Annotated in this window: 11 protein-coding genes and 1 pseudogene; 7 read left to right on the top strand and 5 right to left on the bottom strand. The window is 34.9% G+C overall.

Annotated elements, in window-relative coordinates; translation table 11 throughout:
- Nucleotide 1 precedes the first annotated feature (1 nt).
- Both AAGV33_RS11540 and AAGV33_RS11535 read right to left on the bottom strand, forming a co-directional pair.
- Nucleotides 2-3,277 (bottom strand): DUF5107 domain-containing protein, encoded by a 3,276-nt coding sequence (locus tag AAGV33_RS11540; RefSeq protein WP_373392173.1) that lies wholly within the window; start codon nt 3,275-3,277, stop codon nt 2-4.
- 23 nt (nt 3,278-3,300) lie between these two features.
- On the bottom strand, nt 3,301-4,698 hold the full coding sequence (locus AAGV33_RS11535; RefSeq protein ID WP_373392172.1) for a sugar porter family MFS transporter: 1,398 nt from the start codon (nt 4,696-4,698) through the stop codon (nt 3,301-3,303).
- Between the two features lie 136 nt (nt 4,699-4,834).
- Here AAGV33_RS11535 and AAGV33_RS11530 point away from each other — a divergent pair, with 136 nt between their 5' ends.
- The 3 genes and pseudogenes from AAGV33_RS11530 (at nt 4,835) to AAGV33_RS11520 (ending at nt 7,553) form a co-directional block, all read left to right on the top strand.
- Nucleotides 4,835-5,713, top strand: a complete 879-nt coding sequence (locus AAGV33_RS11530) for an AraC family transcriptional regulator (protein ID WP_373392171.1) — start codon at nt 4,835-4,837, stop codon at nt 5,711-5,713.
- A 76-nt stretch (nt 5,714-5,789) separates the two neighbouring features.
- A pseudogene (locus tag AAGV33_RS11525) lies at nt 5,790-6,349 on the top strand (DUF6642 family protein).
- 58 nt (nt 6,350-6,407) lie between these two features.
- Nucleotides 6,408-7,553 carry a saccharopine dehydrogenase family protein gene (locus tag AAGV33_RS11520; protein WP_373392170.1) on the top strand — a complete coding sequence of 382 codons (1,146 nt, stop codon included), beginning with the start codon at nt 6,408-6,410 and terminating at the stop codon, nt 7,551-7,553.
- Between the two features lie 90 nt (nt 7,554-7,643).
- On the opposite strand, the gene AAGV33_RS11515 is transcribed toward AAGV33_RS11520, so the two are convergent.
- Nucleotides 7,644-8,672: a LacI family DNA-binding transcriptional regulator gene (locus AAGV33_RS11515; RefSeq protein WP_373392169.1), complete on the bottom strand. Its 1,029-nt coding sequence runs from the start codon at nt 8,670-8,672 to the stop codon at nt 7,644-7,646.
- Between the two features lie 134 nt (nt 8,673-8,806).
- Here AAGV33_RS11515 and AAGV33_RS11510 point away from each other — a divergent pair, with 134 nt between their 5' ends.
- The 4 genes from AAGV33_RS11510 to fucP all read left to right on the top strand — a co-directional run bounded on the left by AAGV33_RS11510 (nt 8,807) and on the right by fucP (nt 12,865).
- Complete coding sequence (locus AAGV33_RS11510) at nt 8,807-9,823, top strand: zinc-binding alcohol dehydrogenase family protein (RefSeq protein WP_373392168.1); 1,017 nt, start codon at nt 8,807-8,809, stop codon at nt 9,821-9,823.
- A gap of 2 nt (nt 9,824-9,825) precedes the next feature.
- Nucleotides 9,826-10,653 carry an amidohydrolase family protein gene (locus AAGV33_RS11505; protein WP_373392167.1) on the top strand — a complete coding sequence of 276 codons (828 nt, stop codon included), beginning with the start codon at nt 9,826-9,828 and terminating at the stop codon, nt 10,651-10,653.
- 3 nt (nt 10,654-10,656) lie between these two features.
- Nucleotides 10,657-11,448: an SDR family oxidoreductase gene (locus AAGV33_RS11500; RefSeq protein WP_373392166.1), complete on the top strand. Its 792-nt coding sequence runs from the start codon at nt 10,657-10,659 to the stop codon at nt 11,446-11,448.
- A gap of 88 nt (nt 11,449-11,536) precedes the next feature.
- Entirely contained in the window at nt 11,537-12,865 is a 1,329-nt protein-coding gene (gene fucP / locus AAGV33_RS11495; protein ID WP_373392165.1) for an L-fucose:H+ symporter permease, read from the top strand.
- 66 nt (nt 12,866-12,931) lie between these two features.
- Here fucP and AAGV33_RS11490 read toward each other — a convergent pair whose 3' ends face one another.
- Together AAGV33_RS11490 and AAGV33_RS11485 are read right to left on the bottom strand one after the other, a co-directional pair.
- Entirely contained in the window at nt 12,932-13,525 is a 594-nt protein-coding gene (locus tag AAGV33_RS11490) for a 2OG-Fe(II) oxygenase (RefSeq protein ID WP_373392164.1), read from the bottom strand.
- 141 nt (nt 13,526-13,666) lie between these two features.
- Nucleotides 13,667-15,130: an AAA family ATPase gene (locus AAGV33_RS11485; RefSeq protein WP_373392163.1), complete on the bottom strand. Its 1,464-nt coding sequence runs from the start codon at nt 15,128-15,130 to the stop codon at nt 13,667-13,669.
- Nucleotides 15,131-15,299 lie beyond the last annotated feature (169 nt).

The following is a 15,299-nucleotide window of genomic DNA, read 5'->3' as shown; positions in this document are numbered from 1 at the left end:
TTTATAAATTTTGAATAGTTGCTATATGTACCTGAACTCCCTGATGGTTTACATCCATTTTTGCTGCCTCTTGCAAATGTGTTTTTGCTTTAGCTATTTTGCCTAAACCAAAATTTCCCAAACCAAGCATATAATGACAATGAATTTTATTTCGGAAAGTTAAATCATCCTCCCAAATTAATAAATCTGGTAAAGAAACAGCGAAAAAATCCAATTTGATGATTTGATTCAGGTATTTTTCTCCAAAAGAAACCAAAGAATTAAAACGTTGTTGGGCTTCCGTTTCTCTTTTTAATTTCAATAATGCCAATCCCTGATAATATATTTTATCTGGTTTTTGATCATTATAGAAAATAGCTGCGGCTGGTTCTGTATTTCCATCTTTGGCTAATTCCCAATATTTTTGAGCTTCATCTATTTGTTGTAATCCTTCATAAGCACAGCCCAACCAATAATGGAAATCATTTTCCTGAGCACCATATAATTTTCCTTCGCCTAAATTATGCGGATACTCCAAGCATTCATTCAATAATTGAATAGCTTCTTTGTATTCTTTTTTAGCCAAATGCTGTTTTGCTAATTCCACGCGAGCCAACTGGTATTGTGCCGGAACTTTCCCTTCACCGCCTTCCCAGGGATGAAAAATTCGATTATCAATTAATGTAATCGCTTTTGAATAATCTTCTAATTGGTTACACAAAGTAATATATTCGAGATAAACATCATCACGTTGTTCTACCAGAATAAAATGTTTTTCTAAAAATGCCAATCGCTCTCCGTGAGGTTTACAAAGACGCTTGTACAACTGATCCAATTCCATCAAAATACGAGAATCATTGGTATCCAAAGAAAAGGCTTTTTCTAAATACTCAATAGCTTTTTCTTCTTGCTGCAATTTATTAAAATAGGCCAAAGAAAGATTTCTTAATACTGTTGGAAAATTATCATTTATAGCTGCTGATTTTTCCCAACAAGCAATTGCTTCAGAATATTGGCGTTTGTCATACCATAAATTACCCAAATAATAAGAGGATTTAGAATCGGTTGGATTTAGTTTTTGTGCTGTTTCCAATGCTGAAATGGCTTCCAGTCGATTCGGAAAACAATATTCTGGTGCATGATTTGCTGCTTTTTCAAATGCCACTTTCGCATCTTTATTGTCTAAATACAACGCCCAACCCATATAGTAATACGTCATGGGAGTGCTTGGACAAACTTTGATTCCTTCTTCTAATAAAGAAACTGCTTCGTTGTACATTCCTGCAGCAATATAATCTAATGCAACTACCTCATAATTATGAATTTCGCCACGCATCAATTGATTCATTTCTTCCAAAACAGCAGTTGAATTTGAAATCAAATAGTTTTCGAAACGACAACCAAAATTAAATAAGTCGATTTTTAACGAATCTTCAATCAGTGCCAAAGCTTCTTTTTCGTTTCCTAATTTTCGTAAAATTGCCGTTTTTAAGGTTCGTGCTTTATGATTGTGCCAGTTGCGGGTTAACGATTTATCAACTTCATAAAGCGCATCAGTCAAATTATCTTGAACACAGGAAATTTGAGCACAACCAAAATATCCAGCATCCTGCATAGCAGCATTCCAACATGATTTATAAAATGCAGCGTAGGCTTCCTTATTTTTTCCTTGGTATTGCAATGCAAGTCCTAAGTTATAACGAGGTTCTCCATCGTAAGGATTTGGGTTGCGTTGCAATTGGGTATCAATAGCTGCTTGGAAATACTTTTCTGATTCGGCAAATTTTCCACGACGTAACAACCAAAGTCCCATTGCATTATTATTTCGAACATCAGAAGAATCTCGTTTCAAAGCTTCCTGATAATAATCAGTGGCCAGATAAGTTGCATGACGGTATTGCTCTAAATGCAAGCCCGTAAGATACAATTGCTCACATGTAGGCGTTTCTTCAGGAGAAAAAGCAGGAGTTGCTGCTTCCGGAGTTGCTGCCGCTTCTTGTTCTTCTGCTTTAATACTTAACAATTCTCTGCCTTTTTCAGAGTAAACTACTAACTTTAAATCAATTATATCAATGTTGCCAACAGGAATTTTGCGTTCAAAAACCTGCTCTGGACTTAAGTCCAAAGTTTCTTCAAAAAAACCTTCGAGAACTATTTTTGCCTTTTTCAATAACGAAGTAGCAAAAATCTTTACAATGGCTTTATCGCCTTCTTTATCCATATTTAAAAGCAAATCCTGTGAAGCATTTTTCACTACACCCAATTCACGATACGGTAGAAAATATTGGGTGAATGTTTTTTCTTCATAAGGTTGCATCCAGCTGAAATCAGGCTGATTGTCAGTATAAACTCCAGCCATTAATTCGATGTAAGGCCCGTCTTCATCCGTAAGGTTTCTGTCCCAGGCTTTTCCAAAATCGCCATTTCCCCAAGTCCATTGCTTTTTTCCTGGCGAAATATGATGATTCGCCACGTGAAGTACACCAGCTTGAGTGTCATTCTCATAACCACCTACAAAGTTAAAATCAGAATTGATAGCCATATAAGAAGTTGGAACTGGGATATTTTTATAATTCGAAATATCAACTCCTGCCGAATAATCAATTTTATAATAAGTTCCTGTTGCAATTGGGAATGTCGAAACATCTCGTTTTCCATGGTCAAAAACAGCATGTACATCTGGTGGAAAAACCGATTGATAATGCTCATTCACCGCCACGGCAGGATTCGTCCACCACAGAAATGTTTGGGGAATTGGTGTTGGATTATATAATTTTCCTTTAATTTCTAAATAAGCTTTTCCAGAATGCAAAGTAAATCCCGCCATCCCTTTTTGGTGGAACATTTTTTCGTTTTCGCTCACCCAAACGGTAATACTTCCATCGGCATTGTTTTCAATAGTATGATCTACTGGTAAAAAAGTACTCGGACGATGGTGTTGTGGCCAGTTGAATTCGATTCCTCCTGAAATCCAGGGTCCAGTCAATCCTACTAAAGCTGGTTTAATCACTTGATTGTAATAAATAAAATGACGCTGTTTTATTTTGTCATAAGCCATTTGTACACGACCGCCCAATTCAGGCAAAATCATCACTTTGATATATTCATTTTCCAAATAAACCGCCTGATAACTTTTATCTGATTTTTTATCTTCAATTTTCTCCACCACAGGATACGGATACACTACCCCGCTACTTCCCTGATATACTCTTTTTTCAAGGAAAATAGGATTTTTTTCGGCTTTACCTATTTCGTATGTAGGGATAATTACCTCTTCTTGCCAGGCTTTAACACTCATTGTTTTTATTTTTCAATTGTAAATTATTTCACCAACTCATTTTCGATTTCTTCTAAACTTTTTCCTTTTGTTTCTGGTAATTTTTTTCGAATAAATAAAAAGCCTAGAATACAAATTGCGGCATACAACCAAAATGTACCTGCAGCACCAAATCCTTCATTCAAAAGCGGAAATGTATACGTAAGAATAAAACAAGCAATCCATAAAGAAAAAGTGGCTAACGCCATAGCTGCTCCCCGAATTCGATTAGGAAATATCTCCGACAAAATTACCCAAGTAATAGGTGCCAGTGACATCGCATACACTCCAATACCTAAAACTACAATGGACAATACTGCTATTCCTTTTAACTCAAAATAAAAGGCACTTCCTAAAAGAATATAAGTAATGGCTAATCCTGCCGACCCCAGAAGCATTAGTTTTTTTCTTCCCCACTTATCAACCGTAAACATGGCCACAAGAGTAAAAATTAAGTTAACACTTCCTGTAATTACAATATTAAAAAGGGTATCGCTTACACCATAACCAGCAGCAGTAAAAATTTCGTCGGCGTAATTAAAAACAATATTAATACCACACCATTGTTGGAAAACCGCTAGAACAATACCTATAATCAGTACGCTACGGTATTTTGCGTTTGCTAAAGATTTAAAATTAACTTTCTGTGAAACAGTATTTAATGTAGCTTGAATATTTTTCATTTCAGCCTGTGCATACGTTTCTCCTCCAATTCTTTTTAAAGTAGGATAAGCACTTTCTATTTTACCAGCTTTTATTAACCAACGCGGACTTTCAGGAACAAAAAAGATAAATATAAAAAAAGCTAATGCAGGAACTGCTTCCGCCCAAAACATCCAACGCCAACCTGTAGTTCCATTCCAGGATTCCCTAATAAAATCATCTGTTGCATCCACAGGTACTTTTTCGGCTATGAGGATATTAATTATTTGAGCCGCTAAAATTCCAATAACAATGGTCATCTGATTCAAGGAAACCAAACGTCCTCGATATTTAGACGGTGAAACTTCGGCAATATACATGGGAGAAAGTGCTGAAGCTAAGCCAATTCCTAGTCCTCCTATAATTCTGTAAACAATGAACACGTTATAAGTATCGGCAATTCCAGTCCCGAAAGCAGAAACTGTAAACAGAAAAGCAGACAATAGCAAGGGCAATTTTCTCCCAAACTTATCACTAATTACTCCCGAAACAACAGCTCCAAAAATACAGCCAATTAAAGCAGAACTCATAGCCCAAGCTTGTAAATTAGCCGATGCAGTAATATCAAAAAAGCGTTCGTAAAAAGGTTTTGCTCCTCCTATTACCACCCAGTCATAACCAAAAAGCAATCCTCCCATTGCCGAAACCATTGAGATAGAAAATAAATAATAGTTGTTAAATTGTTTATCTGGACTTATCATAAAAATTACATTTATAATTAAATTGGCTAGTAAACAAAAATACGTTTACGAATCGATTTACAAATGGATTATTAATTGAAATAAATGGACTATCTTACGACCTTAAACTAATTTATATCGTAATAGTCTATTTATAATGAATAATCTACCGACATTAAAAATAAAAGACGGCTTTCTGGGGCAAACTATGGTCGTTATGTCTCCTGATCAAAAAGAAAAAGTACAGCTTCATCCTTTTTTCAATAATCTGTTTCCTGATGCTATCGGTTATTTTCCAAATGCAAAAAACCACAGTCGATCCAGAAAAAACGGCATCAAGGAATACATTTTTCTCTATTGTCTCGAAGGTGATGGCTGGATTAAAATCAACGGAAAAACCATTAATCTAAAACCAAATACAGGCTTTATCATCCCCGAAAATACAGCTCATAAATACGGAAGTTCTCTAAAAGATGCCTGGAGTATTTATTGGATTCACTTTGCTGGGAATTATGCGGCAACGCTTTACAATCGTTTCTCAACATCCAGCGAGGAAGCTATCAAAATTGCATTTGATCAAAGTCGAATAAGCCTCTTAAACGAAATAATTAAACTTTTAGAAAACAATCTTTCGGATGAAAAAATAGAATCAATCCACTTCAAGTTGCTTACTTTTTTCAGCTCAATATGTTATTCCAATACTGCTGAAATTCCTATTGAAGATAAAATAAGTCATTCAATTTCGTTTATGAAAGCCCATTTGAGTCAAGTTTTAACCATTGACGAATTAGCCAATCAGGCTTTTTATTCGGTTTCCAGGTATTCTGAACTCTTCAAACAAAAAACAGGTTATTCTCCTATCCAATTCTTCATTCGATTAAAAATACAAAAGTCCTGTGAATACCTCAATTTCACCAATCTCAATATCAAAGAAATATGCAAAGAGGTAGGTTTTGATGATCCGTATTATTTTTCCAGAATGTTTAAAAAGCAAATTGGTTTACCTCCAATGCAGTATAAAAAAACGCACAATTAATTGGCACATTCGAACTAAAAATCATTCCAATAAAACCTATATTTGTGAACCTAAAGCAACCTCAAAATAGATTTGCATGGTTTATGAAAACTTTATTTTTTGTCTCGAAGGTGTTCCTGATGTAGAAACCAACATTGATACTGAGACACTAAAAAATTTAGAACATTTAGCGTTTGAAAACCAAATTTCCAGTATTTACAAAAATTGTGATACTATTGAAGGTTTGGAAGAAAGTCTAGGTGCTTTATTGTATGATGATCATAATTTTAAAGGCTACCAAATTATCTATTTGGTCATGCCAGGGCAGGAAAACAACATTTGCCTACATGATTATTATTACAGTTTAGAAGAAATAGCCGAATTATTTGAAGGAAAACTAAAGGGTAAAATCATACACTTTGCTAATAAAAAGTATTGGATTTAACTGCCGAAGAATCGCAATATTTTCTAGACATTACAGGTGCAAGAGCCATTTCTGGTTATGGCAAAAAAGAAGAAAGAATAAGCAGTATCCATCTGGATAAATTCTTTTTTGGTTTGTGCGAAGAACTCGATGATCTTATTGAAATTGTTGAAGAATTACACCAAAAAAACTATGCACTGTGCAAACATCTGGATTTTAGATTGTATTATTAATCCATCCTTTCTTATTATTTTTTTGCAGTAAAAAGTTAAAAATTGTAATTTTAAAAACATGAAAAAACATTTCAACATCATTATAGCAGGAGCTGGTGGCATTGCCGAAGCAGCGGGTTTAATTTTAGCCGAATGGAGCGAAGTTACTCCCACTTTATTTATTGGAAATCGAACACTTGACAAAGCGCAATCTGTAGTGCAATGGATTAAAGAAGGAACAACAAAATCTTGTAAAATAGAAGCTTTTCATTTATCAGAAAATGAGATTACCGCTGAAATGAAAAGCATTTTAAATCAAGCTGATATTATTCTGGATTGTCTTCCTGGAAGTCAGGCACCAAGAATTGCTAAACTTGCCAAAGAATACCATTTACATTATGCAAATCTTACCGAATATGTTGCTGAAACCGATGAAATTATTGCTTTAGCAAAAGAAGCAAATACGGGTTTTATACTGCAAACCGGAATTGCTCCGGGGTATATTGATGTTCTTGCTAATGCGCTTTTTCAGCAATTTTGTATTGATTTTAAGGTAAACAAAGTCGATAAATTAGAATTCAAAGTTGGCGCATTAACTAAAAATGCAGTTGCTCCGCATTATTATGGTTTTACCTGGAGTCCTGTGGGTGTTGCAACGGAATATCTAAAAAATGCCATTACCATTCGGAATTTTAAAAAGACTGAAGTGGCAGCCTTATCCGAAAGAACTTCGATTATCATTAACGGAATTACTTATGAAGCCGATTTAACTTCGGGAGGTGCTGCTGATTTACCCGATGCTTTGGCTGGAAAAGTACGCAAGTTAGATTATAAAACCTTACGATTTCCAGGACATTATGATTGGATTCAAAACCAATTGGACAGTATTGAAAATGCTGAAAATCCAATCCAGGAATTACAGCAAATCATGCAGGATAAAATTCCGCTTATTGAAAAAGACCAAATCATCTTGTATGCAGCAGTTGAAGGCAAAGACCATAACGGAATTTTAAGAAGAAGAGAAATTGCTAAATGTATTCTTCCGCTTAAAGTTGGAAAACATCAATTAAGAGCCATACAAACCACAACTGCAACTCCTTTGGTGCAATCAGCTCAACTTTTACTAGAGAATAATCTTAAAGGAGTTATTCTGCAAAGCCAAATTGAAACCGAATCTTTTTTGAATGGAAATTTCATTATTCCTGTTTACGGAAAAATAGAATAGTGAATTATTTTTTACCGCAGATTCGCAGATTTAAAATATAATCTGCGAATCTGCGGTACTTTTTTTGTGAATTTTAATCTGTGTTCCAAACTATTTCAAATTCCTATTCGAAGATTGTCTAATAATCAATTCTGGTTCTAGAATAATTCGGTTGATTATTTTTTTATTAGGATTATTGATTCGTTCCAGGAAAGCTTCGGCAGCTAATTTCCCAATTTGGTCACTGTGCTGATTTACTGTTGAAATAGACGGCTGTGTCAATGAAGTAAAAGGCTCATCACTAAAACCAATCAGCGCCATTTCTTCAGGAATTTTAATATTATTTTCTAACAATACTTGCAAAGCACCCAAAGCTGCAATATCTCCCGCCACATAAACCGCATCGGGTCTTTCGGGCGCATCTAGTAATTGTTGCATGATACGACGTCCATCATCAAGGCGCAAATTACTTTCGATAATCCAATTTTCCTGCACCACTAATCCTGATTTTTCTAATGCATCTTTATAGCCCCGAATTCGTTCTTTGTAAATTCGAATGTGTTTAAAACCGGCAATATGCGCAATGCGTTTGCAATTTTGTGAAACCAAATGATCAATAACCAAGTGGCTACTTTTATAATCATCAATTCCTACATAATCTACATTTAACTCCTCTTCACCTCTATCAAACAATACGAGTTCAGTGCCTTTGGATTTTATTTTTTGGTAATATTCTAAATCGGTAGTTTCATTTGCCATAGAAGCGATAATTCCGTCCACCTGAATTTTCAATAAGGTATCAATTTCCTGACATTCTTTGGCATACAATTCATTCGACTGCGTCATGATGATATTGTAACCATTCAGGTTGAGCACTTTTTCGATATTCTCCACTACCGAAGAAAAAAAATGACTGTTGACACGAGGAATAATCACTCCTACCAAATTGCTTTTCCCTTTTCGTAAAGCACTTGACAAATAATTAGGCTGATAATCCAGCTGAATTGCTGCTTCTTTCACCGCTATTTTAGTCTTATCGCTAATTCGGGGATGATCGTTCAATGCTTTAGAAACCGCCGAAGGTGTTAAACCCAATACAGCAGCGATATCTTTTATTGTGGATTTTTTTTTATTTTCCAACTTAGTTTTTATATTTGTTCAATCGATTGAACAAAAATAGAATTTTTAACGAAAAACACACTATTTTTCTAGTTGTGTTTTTTTATTTCCAAAACTATTCAAACGTTGGAACAGAATAAATAATTATACGAAATATGAAATATATTGTTTGCGAAAAACCAGGTGAATTTATTTTAAAAGAAAAAGAAGCACCTGTTAGAAAAGAAAAAGAAGCCTTATTACAAATCAACAAAGTAGGAATCTGCGGGACCGATTTGCATGCTTATGGCGGAAATCAAGCTTTTTTTAGCTATCCTAGAATTTTAGGACATGAATTAGCTTCAACAGTACTCGAAATTGGAGAAAATCCCAGAGGAATTAAAGCTGGAGATAATGTTGTAATTATGCCTTATGTAAGTTGTGGAACTTGTATTGCGTGTAGAAACGGAAAAACCAACTGCTGTACCAATATCAAAGTTTTAGGTGTTCACACCGATGGTGGAATGCAAGAACAAATTACTGTCCCTACCTCTATCCTATTACCTGCAAACAATTTATCTGACGACCAAATGGCTATCGTAGAACCATTGGCAATTGGAGCGCACGCTATTCGTAGAGCGGCAATTGTTCCAGGAGAAACTGTAGCAGTAGTGGGTTGTGGCCCTATCGGAATTGGGATTATGAAACTGGCTCAAATTGCTGGTGCTAAAGTAATCGCGATTGATATGAATGAGCAACGTTTGGCTTACGCCAATGAAAAAATCGGTGTAGATTATATTGTAAAAGCTGGCGAAAATACCGTTGAAGAAATTACAAAAATCACTAATGGCGATTTATGTACAGCGGTTTTTGACGCTTCAGGACACAAAGGAGCTTTGGAAACTTGTCCAAATTATATGTCTCACGGAGGTCGTTTTGTACTTGTTGGTTTATCTAAGGGAGAATTGACTTATAGCCATCCAGCGATTCACGCCAAAGAAATGACTTTAATGTGTAGCCGTAACGCTACTACTGAAGATTTTGAACACGTAATTAGTATTTTAGACCAATTCCCAACCGACTCGTACATTAGTCATAATGTTCCTTACACTGAAATGATTGCCAATTTTGATAGTTGGTTAAATCCTGCTACAGGCGTAATAAAAGCTACTGTAGACTTTAAATTAAAATAATTATGATAATCGATTCACATCAGCATTTTTGGATCTACGAAGCAGAAAAACATGCTTGGTTAGACGATAATATGAAAGTCATTCGCAGGAATTTCCTCCCTGAAGATTTAAAAATCGTATATCAGGAAAATAACATCAATGGTTGTGTGGCTGTGCAAGCAGATCAAACATTGGCAGAAACCGATTTTCTTTTAGATTTAGCCGAAAAAAATGACTTTATCAAGGGAGTTGTTGGCTGGGTTGATTTAAGAGCTTCTAATATTGATGAAGTTTTAAATCAATACAGCAAATTTCCAAAACTAAAAGGATTTAGACATGTAGTTCAAGGTGAAGCCGATCATAATTTCATGTTGCGTCCTGATTTCCTGAACGGAATTGCCGCTTTAGAAAAATACAATTTCACTTATGACATTCTTATTTTCCCACATCAATTAGGAGCAGCATTAGAATTAGTACGCCGTTTTCCAAATCAAAAATTCGTTATCGATCATATTGCAAAACCCTATTTAAAAGACGGATTTTATGATGGTTGGGCAGCTTTAATGAAAGCGATTGGTGAACATAAAAACGTATACTGCAAATTATCCGGAATGACCACCGAAGCCGATTATAACAACTGGACTCCGGAACAAATTGAACCATATATGCAATTGGTTTTGGACGCTTTTGGTGCCAACCGAATCCTTTTTGGATCCGATTGGCCGGTGTGTTTAGTGGCTGGAAATTATACAAAAACAAAAGAATTAGTAACCAATTTCATTGCGAAATTTAGCTCAGAAGAGCAAGCAGCTATTATGGGTGGCAATGCAATGCAATTTTATAACTTATAAATTATGGATTTAGGATTAAAAGGAAAAGTAGTCGTAATTACGGGTGCAGCAGGAATTAAAGGAAGTATTGGAGAAACAATTTTGCAACATTTGGCTGCCGAAGGTGCAATTCCAGCAGTAATTGATAGAAACGACCGTGGATTTGCCTATATCGAAGAAATTCAAAAACAAGGAATTGATGGTTTGTTTTGTAAAACTGATGTAACTAATCCGGTGCAAATTGAAGAAGCAATTGCGAAAATCATTGCTAAATACGGTCGTATTGATGCTTTAATCAACAATGTTGGTGTTAATGATGGAGCTGGATTAGACGCTTCTTACGAGGAATTCATGGATTCTTTGAAGCTGAATATGGTAAGTTATTTTCTAACAGTAAAACACGCTCTTCCTTACTTAAAAACTTCTAAAGGTCCAATTTTGAATATTGGTTCAAAAGTTGGATTAACTGGTCAAGGCGGAACTTCGGGTTATGCTGCTGCCAAAGGCGGTGTTTTAGGCTTAACTCGCGAATGGGCGGTAGACTTAATCAAACATTCGATAAGAGTAAATGCTGTAATTATTGCCGAAAGCTGGACTCCTGCTTATGATACCTGGATTAAAACATTGGAAAACGGAGAAGAAAAATTAAAATCTATTGTCAAAAAAATTCCTTTGGAAAACAGAATGACAACTCCTGATGAAATTGCTGATACTTGTTTGTTTACCATTTCTGAAAGATCATCACATACTACGGGACAATTCATCTTTTGCGATGGCGGTTACGTTCACTTAGACCGTTCATTACTAACAGAATAATATTGTTTCAATATATAAAAGAACAAGTCATATAATGCTATGGTTTGTTCTTTTTTTACCAATCAACCAACCTATTAAATTTATACAAATGAACCAATCCACTCCAGTTCCTGTAGTAAAAAAGGAATTACTTTTTCCGTTTATCATCATTACCTCTTTATTTGCTTTGTGGGGAGTTGCCAATGATTTAACAAATCCAATGGTTTCTGCTTTTAAAAAAGTAATGCCAGAATTATCAAATATGCAGGCTTCTTTAGTCCAATTTGCTTTCTATTTTGGTTACTTTTTTATGGCATTGCCAGCAGCATTATTTATTAGAAAATACAGCTACAAATCAGGAATTATTTTAGGCTTGTGTTTGTATGCTTCGGGAGCATTTTTATTTTACCCAGCAGCGGCTTATCAGGATTATAATTTTTTCTTAATTTCACTATGGGTAATTACCTGTGGATTAGCGTTTTTAGAAACCACATCTAATCCTTTAATTTTAGCTTTAGGAGACAAAGAAACAGCCACTCGCCGATTGAATTTAGCACAATCTTTTAATCCTGTTGGTTCTTTAATGGGAATGATTGTAGCACAACAATTTGTTATTTCCGCCTTACGATCAGACGATAAAGACGCTTCGGGAGCATTAATTTATGACACTTTATCTGAAGCTGCAAAAGCTGGTATTCGTGAAAACGATTTAGGAATAATCAGTATTCCTTACATTATTTTAGGACTAGTAGTTTTGGCTATTATGGTAATTGTTTTTTTTACCAAAATTCCTAAAACAGCCGATCATGATAAAATGTCCATCTCAGAATCTTTTAGAAAATTATTTGCGAATAAAACGTATATCCAAGGAGTAATTGCACAAGCTTTTTATGTAGGTGCTCAAATTATGTGTTGGACATTTATTTTTCAATATGTCGACAATATCAATGAAGGATTGGCTAGTGACCAACAATTAACGGCTTCTTGGTACAATATTGCCGCAATGATTATTTTCTTATCAGGAAGATGGATTGGAACAGCTTTGATGAAAACCATTAATCCATCCAAAATATTAATGTTATTTGGTATTGGTGGTGTGCTACTTTGCGCAGGAGCTATTTTACTTTCAGGAACAATAGGTTTGTATTGCCTGGTTGGAGTTTCCTTGTTCATGTCGATTATGTTTCCAACCATCTACGGAATTGCCTTAAAAGACATGGGTGACGAAGCTAAAATTGGTTCGGCAGGATTAGTAATGGCCATTGTAGGAGGAGCTTTAATGCCTGTATTACAAGGAAGTATTTTAGACTGGGGCGGTCCAGGTTTCTCGGATGTGAAAATTCTAGGTTTCATCCCTGAGGTTAACTTTTCGTTTATTCTGCCTTTAATATGTTTGGCTGTAGTTGCTAATTATGGTCGTATGACATTAAAGAATTAGGTTTACATAACTCAAAAGAAAACCCCATACACATTTGCTCATTTGCAATCGTATGGAGTTTTTTTATTAATCACATTTTAACCAACCTGTAATACTCATTCTCGTAGTTTGTGTTGGTAAAACTTCATGCAGCAATTCATCACTTTTAAAGAAAACTGTTTTTCCTTGTATAGGACTTATTTTTTGATTGTTATTATCCTGATGAATCAACAATTCTCCGCCATCAGCAGTTTGCCAATTGCTGTTTAAATAACTAATCATCGAGAATTTTCTACGCGAATTATTTTGAAACTGGTCAAAATGTTTCAGGTAAAAATCGCCTTTTTCATATAAAGAATAATGAAATTCATAACCCGTAATTCCAGTATAACAACTTTGATTCAGATACCGAATAAAATCCTCAATATGTTTAAAAAATTCATTTTCGAAAACATTATTATGCTTTTTATCCAACCAATAAATCGAATCACTTCGAACAGCACTATCGTAAGCAATAGCTTCTGAATTTCCTGTTCCAGCTTCTTTTAATAAGTTTTTCTCGTTTAAAGAATATAGATTTTGTTTTAAATTATTGGCTAATTCATCAGATAAAAAGTGTTCTGATATGCCCACTTTATTTTCAATGTACGAGGCAATCAAAGCCTCAAAGTTTTTTTCCATTTTGTGGTAACCCAAAATAGGGCTAGCAAGCGAAAGTAGACTAAAAAGATATACCAATTACATTTATAACTTTTAATTGCAATAAATAAAAAAAGGATTTAGAAATGAATCTAAATCCTTGTATTTCAAATTTATAAAAATCTACAATTTACTAATATAACTTCCGTAAATATCTTTAAACTGATAGCCTTCAGCCACTCTATCTTTACTTAATTTTCGATATTCTACTAAGCCCCAAAGAATAAATTCTTTCATAAAAAACTTATCTTCTTTTGCTAAATCAGCCTGGTATTCTTTGAGTAAGATTTCCAATGGTACAATAGCTCCTAAAATAGTTTGATATTCGGCATCAGAACAATCATCTAATAATTCAAAACCACTTTCGGCAAAAAACCATTCTATTAAATCCGAATAAGGCGTTTTATCATTTGGTTTTTCTAACTTTTCAATCTTAGGAAAATAAGCTGGAAAAATGGTACGCACCGCCGAAGCTATTAAACGCTCAGCAACCGCAGCCGCTCCCTCCTGCTCTCCTTCATAAACCAATTCTACTTTTCCTGTTATCGAAGGAATAATTCCCATAAAGTCAGACAATCGCAAAGCAGTTTTATCGACACCCGCTTTTAAAGCACGACGTTCGGCAGTACTTAGTAAATTCTGATAAGCCGTAATACTCATTCTGGCACTTACTCCACTTTTATGGTCAATAAATTCACTTTCTCTGGCTTCAAAACTAATTTGTTCCAATAAATCTTTGGCTAATGAAGGAACATAAACCGTATCATTTTGAGCAGTATCTAATTTGGCTTCCTGCTCAGTAATCTTTCTGGCTATTTTTAGATTTTCAGGATAATGTGTCAAAATTTGAGAACCTATTCTGTCTTTCAATGGCGTTACAATACTCCCGCGATTCGTATAATCTTCGGGATTTGCCGTAAATACAAATTGCATATCGAGTGGCATTCGCACCTTAAACCCACGAATTTGAATATCGCCTTCCTGCAAAATATTAAATAAAGCAACCTGAATTCGGGCTTGCAAATCGGGTAATTCGTTTATCACAAAAATACAACGATTAGCACGCGGAATCATTCCGAAATGAATCACGCGATCATCAGCATAAGATAATTTCAGATTCGCTGCTTTTATTGGGTCGACATCACCTATTAGATCGGCAACAGTTACATCTGGAGTGGCTAGTTTTTCAAAAAAACGTTCGTTTCTATGCAACCAAGAAATTGGGGTTTTATCACCTTTTTCCGCTATTAAATCTTTGGCAAAACGAGAAATGGGGTTCAATGGATCATCGTTTATTTCAGAACCACTGACAAACGGAATGTACTCATCAAGCAATTCGACCATTTTTCGAGCCAATCTAGTTTTTGCCTGACCACGAAGTCCTAACAAATTGATATTATGTCGCGAAAGAATTGCTCGTTCCAACTCAGGAATTACAGTGTTTTCAAAACCATGCACGCCTTCAAATGTTGGAATTCCCATTTTAATTTTTTCTCGCAAATTATTACGCAATTCGTCTTTTATCGTTTTACTTTGGTATCCTGATTTTTTTAATTCGCCTAGGGTATTTATATTTTCTATTTTCATGTTTTTTTATTTAACCGCCAAATACGTTATGTTTTTTTTACCGCTAAGAATGCAAAGTTTTTCGCAAAGAGCACTAAGTTTTTTTTAAATTGTTTATTGCTTTTTTAACCACAGAGTACACTAAGTTTTACGCAAAGTACACCAGGTCTTTTATCTGATATCTTTATTC

This window comes from Flavobacterium magnesitis (assembly GCF_041729735.1).
Lineage (GTDB): Bacteria > Bacteroidota > Bacteroidia > Flavobacteriales > Flavobacteriaceae > Flavobacterium > Flavobacterium magnesitis.
This window is presented reverse-complemented; position numbering and strand designations above follow the sequence as displayed.

Excerpts from the sequence above, each read along its gene's own strand:
- AAGV33_RS11540 (WP_373392173.1), bottom strand. The coding sequence starts at position 3,277 with ATGAGTGTTAAAGCCTGGCAAGAAGAGGTAATTATCCCTACATACGAA.
- AAGV33_RS11535 (WP_373392172.1), bottom strand. The coding sequence starts at position 4,698 with ATGATAAGTCCAGATAAACAATTTAACAACTATTATTTATTTTCTATC.
- AAGV33_RS11530 (WP_373392171.1), top strand. The coding sequence starts at position 4,835 with ATGAATAATCTACCGACATTAAAAATAAAAGACGGCTTTCTGGGGCAA.
- AAGV33_RS11520 (WP_373392170.1), top strand. The coding sequence starts at position 6,408 with ATGAAAAAACATTTCAACATCATTATAGCAGGAGCTGGTGGCATTGCC.
- AAGV33_RS11510 (WP_373392168.1), top strand. The coding sequence starts at position 8,807 with ATGAAATATATTGTTTGCGAAAAACCAGGTGAATTTATTTTAAAAGAA.
- AAGV33_RS11505 (WP_373392167.1), top strand. The coding sequence starts at position 9,826 with ATGATAATCGATTCACATCAGCATTTTTGGATCTACGAAGCAGAAAAA.
- AAGV33_RS11500 (WP_373392166.1), top strand. The coding sequence starts at position 10,657 with ATGGATTTAGGATTAAAAGGAAAAGTAGTCGTAATTACGGGTGCAGCA.
- fucP (WP_373392165.1), top strand. The coding sequence starts at position 11,537 with ATGAACCAATCCACTCCAGTTCCTGTAGTAAAAAAGGAATTACTTTTT.
- AAGV33_RS11490 (WP_373392164.1), bottom strand. The coding sequence starts at position 13,525 with ATGGAAAAAAACTTTGAGGCTTTGATTGCCTCGTACATTGAAAATAAA.
- AAGV33_RS11485 (WP_373392163.1), bottom strand. The coding sequence starts at position 15,130 with ATGAAAATAGAAAATATAAATACCCTAGGCGAATTAAAAAAATCAGGA.